The organism is Psychrobacter sp. KFRI-CH2-11 (genome assembly GCF_038239325.1).
Taxonomy (GTDB): Bacteria; Pseudomonadota; Gammaproteobacteria; order Pseudomonadales; family Moraxellaceae; genus Psychrobacter; species Psychrobacter celer.
Genome location: NZ_CP151283.1, coordinates 757,211 through 770,646 on the forward strand (window position 1 = coordinate 757,211; position 13,436 = coordinate 770,646).

Below are 13,436 nucleotides of genomic sequence, written 5' to 3' on the forward strand. Positions count from 1 at the left end.
AAAGGCCGCTATCGATAGCGGCCTTTGTTTTTTTTATGACAGTATTATGAAGATGTTATAAGGATGTTATAAGGATGTTATAAGTCTGGTCATAAAAAAGGTTATCTATTTGGTTTGTTGGTCATTTGCGGGTGCAGTCTCGTCATCGTCTACTCGAACAATGGCGACATCTTGCTGCTGACGCTCTTTTAGGCGGTCTTGCTCTATGACTTCCTCAGTTGCCAGCACCATACCATCTGACTTTTGGTTTTGATACTTGAGCATCGCAAGAGCACCAAGGACACCGATCACAGCGACGATCAAAAGGATAACGGGGTTTTTCCAAAGTGGCGTGGCCGCGTCATATTCAATCGGTTTTTCGCTGATGGTGGCTGGTGTGTTGTCGTTATTACCGCCGATTAACCCTAAACTGACCAAAGGCGGCTTTGGTGGGTTGGCAGGCTCGGAAGTTATGCGCAGGCGATTGCGGCTCAAATAGATATCAGATATCTTTGCCAGCTGTAATAGCCAGCGCTGATGCGGTAGCGCGACGGCAGGCATTTGGGCAAAGACCAGCATATCATTGTGATGACCTTGCTGGACATTGTCAGGTGAGCGGCCGATGGCCTTAAGGTAGTTGCCAGTGGCCAGCTGCATATCTTGTACAGGGCTTTGATTGTCAGGTCTAAACCCAGTCAGCTCGTACCAATAAGGGTCAAAAATCGGGGGCGTACTAGATAGCTGCGCGCTACTCAATAGACGGCGCTCGGCGGCACTTACAGATGATGCTTCTGTCGCAGCAGACGGCGTGTCTATATTGTCATGTTGGCTCGGTGCTTGTGCGGCGACCGTCTTAGACGTATGAGCCTGCGCAAAACGCTCAGCTGCTAAAAACTGCGGCTGCAGCGCAAACCACTTATCGATCTCATCATTATCTAGCTGACTATAATCTGCTAAGATAGCCAGCTCACGTAGTGCAATCACGCACAAAAACGTGAGCAAAATTTGTACTTGTGGCGAGGTGGTTTTTATCTGAGAAGCAATGCGCTCACTGGCTTTGATGACTCGGGCATTATCGTTAAATATCGCATCAGCAGCGTCGTGGCGATGGTACAACGTCGCCCCTAACGTGGCAAAGTTCATCGAGTTGTATTGGCGTAGCTCTTTGACCGCGCCGCGCCCAAATAGCTTTTTGCTGACCGCCTGTCCTTGATAGCGCTGCTGATAGGCGAGGAGCGCACTGACAATAGCTTGTAGGCTGGCATCCATTGCTAAGCGCGCCTGCGGCAGTGAAAGCTGGGCGGCATCTGCCAAAAGCGACACCATAGGCTGGGTATCATGATATAAAAAATCATACATCGACACACGTGTCGGTGAAATAGTCGTCATAATCTGCTAGCATCAAAAAGTGTGCCCCTATATTACGGTGCCAAATGTCTCGGCACAATCCCTTAATAATAGAAAAATTCAATTCATTGACTCACAACACGGTTGACACAGACATCAATTAGATGACTGAACGCTGGATATATCCTATGAAAAATAATGAAAACGTTGATAAAAGCTTTGATAAAAACCTTGATATGCATTTGGTGATTAATATTGCTCAGCAAGCCTTAACACTCTACCAATATGATAAAAAAATAGCGCGATACGCCGTATCTACCGCCAAAAACGGTATCGGCAGCCAGCAAGATAGCGGTTGTACGCCGCTTGGCGAGCATGTCATTGCTCAAAAAATAGGAGGCGATGCGCCGATCAATGCTGTATTTGTCGGGCGGGTGCCAACTGGGGAGATCTATGATGATGCGCTCGGAAAGCAGTATCCTGAGCGCGACTGGATACTAAGCCGAATTTTATGGTTAAGTGGTCTCGAGGAAGGGTACAATAAAGGCTGTAATGCCCAAGGTGGCTGTGATACCTATCAGCGTTATATCTATATTCATGGCACCCCCGACACCGAGCCGATGGGCGTTGCGCGCTCGCATGGCTGCGTGCGTATGCGCAATGACGACATCGTAGCGTTATTTGCGCAAGTCAAGGAAGGTACGCCTGTGTCTATCGTGGCAGCGTAGATGAGCAGATAGTGGCTTTGGTCAAGCAAGCGTGTCAGATACATTGCAACATCAAGCAGAATAACTTTACGGAGTGATTGATAAAATCAACTTTATAGAGACTGGATATTATTTAGTATATTGATATAATGTTTGCCTTATTAAAAGTGAGCGTGTCGTGCCAGATACCGCTCACTTATGACCTCTTTTATGATAAGGATAACGATAATGTCTAAAGAAAGTCTAGTCACGTTACAACAAGCTTTTGATGAGCGCCGTTCGGTATATGCATTGGGCAATGAATTACCAGTCGCGCCGCAAGCGATTATCAACATGGCAGAACGAGTGCTTTTGCATACGCCTTCAGCCTTTAACTCGCAGTCTTCACGTCTGGTGGTGTTGTTTGGTGACGAGCACCAAAAGCTGTGGGATATCGCTGAAGAAAAACTGCGGGCAGCGGTCGGCGACGGTGACTTTTCAGGCAGTCAGCAAAAGCTGGACGGCTTTCGAGCGGCGGCGGGTACCGTCTTATTTTATGAAGACCGAAACGTGACCAAGTCATTGCAAGAGCAATTTGCTTTATATGCTGAGCGTTTCCCTATTTGGGCAGAGCAAACCTCGGCCATGCACCAGTATGCCATGTGGACAGAGCTGCGTACGCTGGATATCGGTGCCAACCTACAGCATTATAACCCACTGGTAGATGAAGATGCCGCGGCAGCGTTTGCTATTCCGGACAGTTGGGAGCTGATAGCACAGATGCCATTTGGTAATATCAAAGCCCCTGCTGGCGAAAAAACCTATCAGCCGGTCAGTGAGCGTATGAAAGTACTGGGTCTATAAGAGAGTCAGACACGCCCTAGGCCTGCCTGATGATAACGTGGCCTTGTGTTACCGATATCAATGATAAAAAGACAGCTCATCAACCATGAGCTGTCTTTTTTTGTATGTAACATAATGGTTTAGATTGATATCAGCGATTTTTTGACTTTGGCCAAACGTTTTTGAAGAGGTTTATGTTGGGTCTTTAGGGTAGCAGCAAACCAGCCTGCGCCAAATAGCGCCCGCGTCTCTGTCGCTGATTTTTGCTGATAGTGCTGGCCATAACGCATGGCGTCGTCATAGTGACTCAGTACCTGTTTTGCTTTGAGCAAGTGCTTACGCTGGTGCTTGAGCTTCTTTTTCGCTTTCTTTTTTTTGTGGCCTGTCTTGAGCAAAGGCGTAGCAAACTCATGGACATAATATAAGGTCGTCACCTGCTGGTTTAACGCTAGTAGGGCTTGCTGACTCTCTTGGGTGTCTTTCATCTCTTGGGCACCGCCGTTTTTCTTGGTATCGTCGGTAGCGCTCTCTTCTGACTCAGCGCCATCTAAGCATGGGGATCTTTTATGTTGTAGCCGCTCCTCGGCTTGCACAAATGCTTTTTGCTGCTTGAGGAGCACGGCTGTTAGCGCCTCTTTTGCGCTCTTGTCCGCGTGCGGCTCAAGCGCTGGATCACTCATCGCAAAAGCAATCAGCTCCAGTAAGGTTAGTTGAAAGTCATTGGCACAGACAGCGTCCATGGGCCGTACTTTCATAGCGTCAATATCAGCCCCCCATTCTACAGCAGGCGCGCCATATTGCTGTAAATGTGGCTCTACAGTAGAGACCAGATGAGTAAGGTGCTGATAGTCACTGAGTAACGCTTGAGTTTGCTCTAGTATAGGTGACCACTCAGGGTTGATCTCATCAGAGAAGCTGGCAAACGCTTGCAGAGCAGCGTGCAGGCGAGTGATACCGATCGCTAGCTGCAAGACATGGGCGTCATCATAGCGCCCAGAGACGATAGCGCTGCTATTAGGCAGCATATGTAGTAGGCAGTGATGTACCGCCGCCCGTACAAACGCAGGCATGCTGGTATGGTTGTCGATATGAGAAAGCTGAGTATCAGCAGTGACAGCAGGGCTATGCGTTTGTCCTGTAATCAATAGACCACCGCGCTCGGCTTTGGTGATGGTAGATAAGCACAGCTTATAACGCTTGCACCAGACTTTGGCTGTCGTAAATAAAAAATCAATAGCGCCTGACACCAGCTCAAACTCAATTTCTTGAATACAATCACGCAGCGCATCATCATTACCGTGGACAATCTCTCCATAGTCATAGGCCATCTCCAGCTGATTGTCTGCGCCTTCATCATTGTCTTCTATTAACAGGCGGGTGGTGCGCTCGACATCAGTGACATACAGCTGAGTGAGGTTTTTGGTGAGTTTTTTGAGCTTAAAGGACGCAAGAGTAGGGGCGATGGCGGTGTCTTTATATATACTCAAATCAGGCATAAGCGCTTTGTCAGCGAGCATGGCTTGTACGTGCTCAGGGTCTAAGGTGGCGTTGTGCTCTAGGCGAGCTGCCAGACCATCGCCGCCAGCTTTGATGGTCTGCACCCATGTATCATCTTCTTTACGAATGCGTAGGCCAATCCCTGCTTGCGCCAACTGCTGATCAGGGGTGTCATAGTAGTGGGCAGCCATTTGTGTGGTTTGAGAGGATTTGACTTTTGCTTGACGCATCAAGCCTTTAAGCCGCGACTCTGGGACCAAAAACTTGAGTTCGATCTCTTGCATAATGACTCCTAATAATGACGACGAATGATTATTAGTCTACCATCCTATGCGTGATGATAGGACAATAAAAAGCCGCCCTACAGTATGTAGGACGGCTTTTTGTATCAATTATACTTAAAAGTAGTCGATGATTAGAACTGGTTCATGGTGTTCTTTTCGCCGCCAGCTTTTAGTGCGTTGTCACCTGAGAAGATCTCTTTGTGATCATCGCCTAAGTCAGAGCCCGCCATGGCTTGGTGCTTAACACAAGAGATACCTTCGCGGATTTCTTTGCGTTGTACGCCAGCTGCATAAGCAAGCATGCCTTCTTCACCAAAGTAGCCTTTAGCAAGCTCATGTACGCTAAGCGCTGTGGTGTGGTAAGTTGGCAGGGTGATCAAGTGATGGAAGACACCTGCTTCACGTGACGCATCACGCTGGAAGTTTTGTGCAGCAACGTCAGCGGCAGCGTCAAGCTCAGTACCGTCGTAATCGCTACTCATCAAGTTATCTTTGTCATAGCTTGATACGTCTTTGCCTTCTTCTTCCCACTGAGCGATTACTTGCTTACGGAAGTTTAGCGTCCAGTTGAATGATGGGCTGTTGTTGTATACAAGCTTGGCTTTTGGCTGCTGCTCTTTGATGCGATCTACCATTGATTTGATATGGGCAACATCTGGCGTTGGTGTTTCGATCCACAGTAGGTCAGCACCGTTTTCAAGCGCAGTCACACAGTCAAGTACGACGCGATCGATGTTGGTCTCTTCACGGAACTGATATAGGCCGTTAGCCAGACGTACTGGACGAACCAGCTTACCGTCACGCTTTAGAAGGACGTCGTTTTCTTTTGCGTCAGCGATGTCGATTTCTTCAACGTCGATGAAGTCGATGTACTGAGAAGCAAGGTCGCCTGGCTCATTTGATACTGGGATTTTTTGCGTCAACGATGCGCCTTCAGAGTCAGTACGAGCAACGATAACACCGTCTTCAACACCAAGCTCTAAGAATGCGTAACGAATGGCATTGATTTTGGCGATGTAGTCTTCGTGCGGTACAGTGACTTTACCTGCTTGGTGACCACATTGCTTGGCATCAGATACTTGGTTTTCAACCTGAATGGCACAAGCACCGGCTTCGATCATTTGCTTGGTTAGCAAGTAAGTGGCTTCTTCGTTACCAAAACCTGCGTCGATATCGGCGATGATTGGCACAACATGCGAGTCGAAGTTTTCGATTTTCTCTAAGATAGCTGAGGTATCTTGACCCGCTTCTTCAGCTGCGTTTAGCTCACGGAAGTAGTCGTTTAGTACTTTAGCATCGGCTTGACGCAAGAACGTATAGATCTCTTCGATTAGCTTTGGCACAGAGGTTTTTTCGTGCATAGATTGGTCAGGTAGTGGACCAAACTCAGAGCGTAGGGCAGCTACCATCCAGCCTGATAGATAGATGTAGGTTTTAGATGTGGTGCCAAAGTATTTTTTCTTTGCATACATGGTTTGCTGAGCGACAAAACCGTGCCAAGCACCTAAAGACTGTGTGTATTGAGACGTATCGTTGTCATAGTCTTCCATGTCTTGACGCATGATTTTTGCAGTATATTTGGCGATATCCAAACCGGTTTTAAAACGGTTTTGCATCATCATACGTGCCGCATCAGTCTCGCTGATATTCTGCCAGTTACCGTGCTTTTGCTTTAATTCACGTACTACGTCGATCGCTGATTTATATGCAGTTGACATCTATAGTCTCCTTGGTGGGGTGTAAAAAAACGAAAAATTCCATGTTAAAATAACGCTAATGGTGTCTGACCAAATAAGCGTATCGTGATGCTTTATTTGAGTGTTATCGGCGGCTTATCAGATCAGAGACCATCATCAGTCATCCGTTCGAGCATCTGTTCAAGCCTTAGTTACCCTAAACAAACCTGCTCACAAATACAAGTAAGCTACTAAACTTGGTCGTCGACAGATAATGGGTAAAATATCGATAACAATGGGGCGTATCCATATATTGCTCAGGGGCTTACGCTAAATTATTAGACAGCAGTGTCATCATTGGCGATAAGAGATGTTACAATATTCAATGCCGTAATCGCTGGGTTTGGTCGCAATCCATGACCGATATCCTCTGGGTAGCTGGCCTGCGATCGGGATTTTTATAACGTTGTCGCAGCGATGACTTTCATAAATGTATCTTTTGTCAACACGGTTTGGCGGCTTGTACGACCGGCTCATCAGAGTCTGATAGACCGGTATCAATAGCGCACAAATAGGATGGTTGTGGTCCGTGTTGCAAATCATCTACGGGATTCACTATAACTGCCTTACCAAGATTTATCTAATTTATGATAGTTATCTTTAGTATTTTTATGGGTTATAATGTATAGATAACAGCGGTTTACGACTGGTAAATCGCGTTATCATCAGTGGGCGCTAACGCAAAATATAAAATAAATAGCGATATTATGCAGTTACAGGCTGATGGTCAGCATAATTGCACAAAAAATGCCAAGCTTATAAAAGGCGTTTATTCAAAAGCCAAGAGAAATATATATGAATTTGCAGCGGGTAGATTTAAATTTATTGGTACATTTAGATGTGTTGTTACGAGAAAAAAACGTCACGCGGGCAGCCGAGCAGCTTGGCATTACCCAGCCTGCCATGAGCAATATTTTGCGGCGGTTGCGCAAGCTGTTTAATGACCCATTATTGGTGCGCTCGTCCGAGGGTATGACGCCAACGGAGCGTGCATTAGAACTGCAGCCACGTATTCGTGAGATATTGGCTGACTTGACGCAAGTGCTGGAACCACGCACAGAATTCCGTCCTTATAGCACCTCACGCGTGTTTCGCATCATGACCTCAGACTACGCCGAGGCGACGCTGGTGCCAAAGCTGGTCAAAGCGCTGCGCTCTGAAGCGCCCAATGTGATTTTGGACTTTTTGACGCCCTCTGATGTCTCCTACCGTGATATGGAGCAGGGCCGTGTGGACTTGGCGATCAACCGCTTTAATGAGATACCGCAGAGCTTTCACCAAGTGCTGGTCTGGCGTGATACCTTCAGTTGTTTGCTGTCCTCTGAAAGCCCTTATGCCAACCGCTTTAATCTAAAAAACTACCTAAAAGCTCAGCACGTTTGGGTATCCAAAACAGGTATGGGGGTCGGGTTTGGGGTCAACCCTGAAAAGTCTGGCGGGCTTGGCTCTATCGACCAAGCATTGCAGCGCTTGGGTCAAAAACGGCAAATCAGCGTTTTTACTCGCCATTATCAGATGCCAGCTATGCTCGCAGCAAATAAAGACTTGATTGCCACTTTGCCGACACGCGTGGCTCGTATGCAGGCCAACAACGACAGTATCATCATGGAAGAGCCGCCATTTTTTATTCCTGAATTTGAGCTGACGATGGCTTGGTCGCCACTACTTCAGCATCATCCAGCCCATCGCTGGTTGCGTCAGCTGATCATGCACGTGGCGCGTCAGGTGGTCGCTGAAGAGGAAAATCCGCCACAAAACATACCTGTCATTAATCATTTGTTTTGATTTAATACGTCTTGCCTTTACTTATCAGCTTACTCTCTCAAAACCAGCCATAGGGCTGGTTTTTTGTTTTTAACTCAGTCAATGACCATTAACTGAATTGAGCACCCATCTTTTAAACCTCTATTAGACAAGAGAGATTAATATCTCAGTGACACTCTTAACATCTTATGCACACTTCTTTATATCTTGTAAACCTACTTGCTGAGCATTTTGCTATGATAAATGAGATTTAAGAAAAAAAACAATGAACAAGGCTATTGTTAAGTTTTATAACACTATAAAGATGACTCGATATCATCATTTAAGTGAGCCGATTGAAAGTCGATCAATACTTTAAAATTGATTCAAATAAACCATTATCATGTATAACAACAAGGACATACATCATGGCAGATATTACGACAGTAAACCCAGCAACGGGCGAAAATATCGAAGAATATAACTACATGAGCAATGACGAGGTCAATCAAATCGTCGATGCTTCGCACCAAGCTTTTTTAAAGTGGCGTAAAACCAGCCACGAGGAGCGGGCGAAGGTTATTAGCTCGATTGGCGAGACCTTGATGAGATATAAAGAAGAGCTGTCTCGCCTCATGACCAAAGAGCGCGGTAAGCTCTATAGTCAGAGCCTGCAGGAAATAGATTTGTGTAAATCCATCTGCGACTATACGGCAGAAAAAGGTGTCACTGCATTAGCTGACGATGAGCGCGATATCGAAAATATGAAAAAAGGCATCGTAACTTATCAGCCAATTGGTGTTATCTACGGTATGCAGCCATGGAACTTCCCAGCTTACCAAGTCTTTCGCTATGCCATTGCCAATTTGATGGCAGGTAACAGTATTTTGCTAAAGCATGCTGCTAATGTTACAGGCTCTGGCTTATTAATCGAGAAAATTTTCCATGAGTCTGACTTACCAAATGACCTGTTTCGCACGATTTTGATTGATCATGATCAATCAGAGATTCTGATCGGTAACGATAAAGTGCGTGGTGTGACGCTCACTGGTAGTGATGGCGCAGGTAGTGTGGTGGGCCAGCAAGCCGCCAAGGCTATCAAAAAAGTCGTCTTAGAACTGGGCTCAAATGACGCCTTTATCGTGCTAGAAGATGCTGATTTGGATCTGGCCGTTGAGACCTGTACACAGGCGCGTCTGATCAACAACGGTGAGACATGTGTAGCGGCCAAGCGTTTTATCGTAGTAGATAGCGTGTATGACGAGTTTCGTCAGCGTATCATCGACAAGTTCCAAAGCAAAAAGTCAGGCGACCCGATGGATGACAGCTCAGATTTGGGGCCATTGGCACGCAAAGACTTGCAAGAAAAACTGCATGAGCAGGTTGAGGACAGTGTGAAAAAAGGCGCGACCGTTGCCGTCGGTGGTGAGCTGCCAGAAGGCAAGGGCAGTTTTTATCCGCCAACTATTTTAGAAAACGTAAAAAAAGGCCAGCCTGCCTATGATGACGAGCTGTTTGGCCCTGTGGCCTCGCTAATACGTGCTCAGGATCAAGAAGATGCGCTGCGTATCGCCAATGATAGTCGCTATGGACTCGGTGGTGCTATTTTCTCAAAGGACGAAGAAAAAGCCATCCGCTTGGCGCGTGAAGAGTTTGACACCGGTATGGTCTATATCAATGGTTATGGACTGGCAAATCCAGCCCTACCATTTGGCGGCGTCAAAAACTCTGGCCATGGCCGCGAGCATGGCGGTTTTGGTATCAAAGAATTCGTCAATATCAAAGCCATTCATGTGCATAATGGCTAATGCCATACGAAGCCATTAGCAGGTACTAATAGTGTGTACTAGCATACAACAAGCCCCCTCATTCAACTATTGAATGAGGGGGCTTGTTCATGGTGCTGTTATACGCTTGGCTCCGGCTCGTGATTTTTGGGTACTGATTTTTGGGTACTATTGCATCATCGGTCGAAATACAGCCTGAGCGGTAATGAGGGCAAATGCGGCTGAGCCGATATAGATGGGCTTTGTAGAGGCAGTGCCTTTGTCGCTATGAGTAATAGTGTCCAAGGCAACAGCTGATGCTCGAGCTGTTGTACCCTTGTTTGCAGGCCATCAGCGGTGTCCTGAGGTGTAACGCTAAGCAGTGCTTGGGTTAAGACCGCACCTGCGTCAAGCTCGGCAGTGACGACATGGATACTACAGCCATGATGGCGATCGCCTGCTTGTATGACGCGCTGATGAGTATCAAGGCCTTTGTAAACAGGTAATAGCGAAGGGTGCAGGTTGATCATCGGCGCAGGCGCATGGTCGATAAACCCAGCGCTTAGTACCCGCATAAAGCCTGCCAAGACAATCAAGTCTGGCTGCCAATCGCTCAATTGTGTGCTGGCATGAGCCTCAAAAGTCTTAATGCTCATGCGCTTGCCGCTGGCCACATGTGACAATACGGCGACTGGAATATCTGCGTCTTTTGCGCGGGTGACAGCGTAGGCGTCTTCGCGATTACTGATGACGCCGACGATCTCAATCGGTAGCGTCCCTGCTTGCATGGCGTCTATCAAGACCTGCAGGTTACTGCCGCTACCAGAGACCAATACCGCCACGCGTAGTGGCTGATGGTGAGCTGTATGATGGCTATCTGACATTAACGGTACACCACCGCATCTGCCTGCTCATCAGCGCTGCGTTTGACCATTTCCCCTAACTGCCATGCGGTTTCGCCGGCAGCATTTAAGGTATCGATGGCTGCTTGCGCTTTGTCTTTTGGTACCACGATGACAAACCCAACGCCGCAGTTAAAGGTGCGGTACATCTCGCTTTGCTCGATATTACCTTGGGTCTGAAGCCAAGTAAACAGCTCTGAGAACTGCCAGCTCGCCGTGTCGATACTAGCGGCCAGATCGTCTGGTAGCACACGGGGCAGGTTGTCCGTGAGACCACCGCCGGTGATGTGCGACATGGCGTGCAGGGCTGAGCTGCCAAGGGTATCTTGCAGCGCTTTGATGGCTTTGACATAGATACGAGTCGGTGCCATCAAGGCATCCTGAATAGGCTGACCGTCAAGCATCTCATCGCTGGTGGTGACATCCACGCCGCTTACGTCGATGACCTTGCGCACCAATGAGTAGCCATTTGAGTGTGCGCCGCTAGAGGCAAGGGCGATCAATACATCGCCTTCGCTGACGTTTTTGCCTGTGATGACTTCGCTTTCTTCGACCACACCGACGCAGAATCCCGCTAGGTCATAATCATCGTCTTGATACATGCCAGGCATCTCAGCGGTCTCCCCGCCGATAAGCGCACAGTTTGACAGCTTGCAGCCCTCGCCAATACCAGTGACCACAGTCGCTGCGACATCGACGTCCAGCTTGCCTGTCGCATAGTAATCTAAGAAAAACAATGGCTCAGCACCGCATACAAGCAAATCGTTGACGCACATAGCGACCAAATCGATACCGATGGTGTCGTGACGTTGTAGCTGCAATGCTAATTTAAGTTTGGTGCCGACACCATCCGTCCCTGATACCAGTAGAGGCGAGGTGTAACCAGTCGGAATACGACAAAGCGCTCCAAAGCCGCCAAGTCCGCCCACAACCTCAGGGCGAGAGGTGGCTTTTGCCACTGATTTAATACGTTGAACCAACGCATCGCCAGCATCAATATCAACGCCAGCATCTTTGTAGCTTAAAGAAGGCTTGTTACTCATGGTCATCTCACAAAATTTATAAGGAATGAAGGTGGGTCAAAAAGCGAGTTGGTTGTGATAACTCTGAAGGTCGTGGGCGCATTATACCCAAAAACCGCCCTGACTCGCAAAGCAACTTGCCACTTATTCGCTATATTTGCATCAGTTTGCGCCAGATCGTCAGCGGTTGCCAAAAAACTCTTATCAAACTATAAAATATCATGGCTATAGGGAATGACTAAAAGTGACTGTTACCTGTGATTGCTCCGTATGGTTTTGCTGGCATGTTACTACTTACAATCATATAAGAAACAAAAAATGACGGATTTTTTGCTGTACTTTGCGATAATAGAACGCAAAATCATTGTCAATCACTGTTTACTATTTTTCATTGTTTACTATTTTTCATTGTTTACTATTTTTATTAGCCAATCGCAGGGTTACCCACCATGATAAACCAAACCATAGATCCTTTTTTTCGGCGCTTATTTATTGTGGCGGCGATGGTGGTGGCGCTTTTTTTATTGTATTTGATGATGCCAGTCATTATTCCGTTTGTTTTTGCTTTTGTACTGGCGTATTTGTTTAATCCGCTGGTCAAGCGCCTATCAAAGTATATTAAGCGCTGGGTGGCGATTCTCATTGTCTATGCCACCATCACGCTGGGTATGGTGCTGCTGCTTTGGTGGCTGGTACCGACGTTATGGCATCAGCTGCAAGCGGCTTGGGAATATCTGCCAAAGGTGCTAAATTGGTACAATCAAGTCGTGCGTGAATGGTTTGCTAATAACAGCCGTATTCGTTTGCCTGAGCTAGAAGCCAAAGGGTTTTCTGAAACCTTGGTCGACTATATGCAGACGAACTATAAGTTTGCAGATGCCAGTACGATGATGAGTCAAATCATCGCCTCTAGTATGAATTTTATTAACAATGCAGGTCTTATCGTATTAGTACCGATTTTGACTTTTTATTTTTTATTCAACTGGGATCAGCGGTTGCAGACTTGGAAGATGGCCATACCAGCACCCTATTGCAAAAAAGTGTTACAGGTAGCGCATGAGTGCGACCGTGCATTGATGGCATTTATCAAAGGTCAACTGCTGGTCATGGTACTACTGGGCGCGATATATGCGGTGCAGCTGCAGCTTATCGGCCTTGAGCTGGGTCTGATCATCGGGATGGTAGCAGGTATCGCAAGTTTTGTGCCTTACCTGGGGTTTGGTATCGGTTTTATCGCGGCCATTGTCGCCTGTTTGTTTCAGTTTGGGCTAGACTGGACCTATTTGGCATTGATTGTTGGGGCGTTTTTGGTGGGACAAGCAGCAGAGGGCTATATCCTGCAGCCACTGTTGTTGGGGGATAAGATTGGTCTATCGCCGCTGTGGGTCATCTTTGCGGTATTGGCAGGGGCAAGCTTATTAGGCTTTGTCGGGATGCTGATTGCACTGCCTGTGTCAGCTGTCCTGAATGTGTTGTTTCGCCATTTGTATGATTATTATCGCTCAACCGATCTGTATAAAGGCCACAAGCAACTGACATTGTTTAAGGATCAATGATTCATGTGTCTTAGGGTTTTATTTATCCCGTTGTTATCACCATTTTAAAATGAGGATACGCCCGAATGATGAGTG

10 protein-coding genes are annotated in these 13,436 nt (G+C 47.1%); 5 read left to right on the forward strand and 5 right to left on the reverse strand.

The window, feature by feature from the left end:
* Positions 1-105 precede the first annotated feature (105 nt).
* Positions 106-1,368: a hypothetical protein gene (locus AADH33_RS03215; protein ID WP_348549550.1), complete on the reverse strand. Its 1,263-nt coding sequence runs from the start codon at positions 1,366-1,368 to the stop codon at positions 106-108.
* Positions 1,369-1,514: 146 nt separating this feature from the next.
* Between AADH33_RS03215 and AADH33_RS03220 the strand changes: the two genes are divergently transcribed.
* Together AADH33_RS03220 and AADH33_RS03225 are read left to right on the forward strand one after the other, a co-directional pair.
* On the forward strand, positions 1,515-2,054 hold the full coding sequence (locus AADH33_RS03220; RefSeq protein WP_348549551.1) for a L,D-transpeptidase: 540 nt from the start codon (positions 1,515-1,517) through the stop codon (positions 2,052-2,054).
* Positions 2,055-2,261: 207 nt separating this feature from the next.
* A complete protein-coding gene (locus AADH33_RS03225) occupies positions 2,262-2,876 on the forward strand; it encodes a nitroreductase family protein (protein WP_100749795.1) in 615 nt (204 codons plus the stop codon).
* Between the two features lie 119 nt (positions 2,877-2,995).
* Here the strand turns inward: AADH33_RS03225 and AADH33_RS03230 are convergent, their stop codons facing one another.
* Together AADH33_RS03230 and AADH33_RS03235 are read right to left on the reverse strand one after the other, a co-directional pair.
* Complete coding sequence (locus AADH33_RS03230) at positions 2,996-4,636, reverse strand: CYTH and CHAD domain-containing protein (protein WP_348549552.1); 1,641 nt, start codon at positions 4,634-4,636, stop codon at positions 2,996-2,998.
* Between the two features lie 131 nt (positions 4,637-4,767).
* A complete protein-coding gene (locus tag AADH33_RS03235) occupies positions 4,768-6,354 on the reverse strand; it encodes an isocitrate lyase (RefSeq protein WP_075100588.1) in 1,587 nt (528 codons plus the stop codon).
* 813 nt (positions 6,355-7,167) lie between these two features.
* Here AADH33_RS03235 and AADH33_RS03240 point away from each other — a divergent pair.
* Entirely contained in the window at positions 7,168-8,157 is a 990-nt protein-coding gene (locus AADH33_RS03240) for a LysR family transcriptional regulator (RefSeq protein ID WP_075100589.1), read from the forward strand.
* 386 nt (positions 8,158-8,543) lie between these two features.
* Positions 8,544-9,923, forward strand: coding sequence for an NAD-dependent succinate-semialdehyde dehydrogenase (locus AADH33_RS03245; RefSeq protein ID WP_348549553.1), 1,380 nt, complete (start codon positions 8,544-8,546; stop codon positions 9,921-9,923).
* A 155-nt stretch (positions 9,924-10,078) separates the two neighbouring features.
* On the opposite strand, the gene purN is transcribed toward AADH33_RS03245, so the two are convergent.
* Positions 10,079-10,765: a phosphoribosylglycinamide formyltransferase gene (purN, locus tag AADH33_RS03250; protein WP_348549554.1), complete on the reverse strand. Its 687-nt coding sequence runs from the start codon at positions 10,763-10,765 to the stop codon at positions 10,079-10,081.
* Positions 10,765-11,826, reverse strand: a complete 1,062-nt coding sequence (purM, locus tag AADH33_RS03255) for a phosphoribosylformylglycinamidine cyclo-ligase (RefSeq protein ID WP_100749791.1) — start codon at positions 11,824-11,826, stop codon at positions 10,765-10,767. Before purM ends, purN begins: the two co-directional genes overlap by 1 nt.
* Positions 11,827-12,254: 428 nt before the next feature.
* On the opposite strand from purM, the gene AADH33_RS03260 reads away from it, so the two are divergent.
* Positions 12,255-13,361 (forward strand): AI-2E family transporter, encoded by a 1,107-nt coding sequence (locus tag AADH33_RS03260; RefSeq protein WP_348549555.1) that lies wholly within the window; start codon positions 12,255-12,257, stop codon positions 13,359-13,361.
* Positions 13,362-13,436: the final 75 nt, after the last annotated feature.

Bases quoted from the DNA above. Each gene is read 5' to 3' on its own strand.
- AADH33_RS03215 (WP_348549550.1), bottom strand. From the start codon at position 1,368: ATGACGACTATTTCACCGACACGTGTGTCGATGTATGATTTTTTATAT.
- AADH33_RS03220 (WP_348549551.1), top strand. From the start codon at position 1,515: ATGAAAAATAATGAAAACGTTGATAAAAGCTTTGATAAAAACCTTGAT.
- AADH33_RS03225 (WP_100749795.1), top strand. From the start codon at position 2,262: ATGTCTAAAGAAAGTCTAGTCACGTTACAACAAGCTTTTGATGAGCGC.
- AADH33_RS03230 (WP_348549552.1), bottom strand. From the start codon at position 4,636: ATGCAAGAGATCGAACTCAAGTTTTTGGTCCCAGAGTCGCGGCTTAAA.
- AADH33_RS03235 (WP_075100588.1), bottom strand. From the start codon at position 6,354: ATGTCAACTGCATATAAATCAGCGATCGACGTAGTACGTGAATTAAAG.
- AADH33_RS03240 (WP_075100589.1), top strand. From the start codon at position 7,168: ATGAATTTGCAGCGGGTAGATTTAAATTTATTGGTACATTTAGATGTG.
- AADH33_RS03245 (WP_348549553.1), top strand. From the start codon at position 8,544: ATGGCAGATATTACGACAGTAAACCCAGCAACGGGCGAAAATATCGAA.
- purN (WP_348549554.1), bottom strand. From the start codon at position 10,765: ATGTCAGATAGCCATCATACAGCTCACCATCAGCCACTACGCGTGGCG.
- purM (WP_100749791.1), bottom strand. From the start codon at position 11,826: ATGAGTAACAAGCCTTCTTTAAGCTACAAAGATGCTGGCGTTGATATT.
- AADH33_RS03260 (WP_348549555.1), top strand. From the start codon at position 12,255: ATGATAAACCAAACCATAGATCCTTTTTTTCGGCGCTTATTTATTGTG.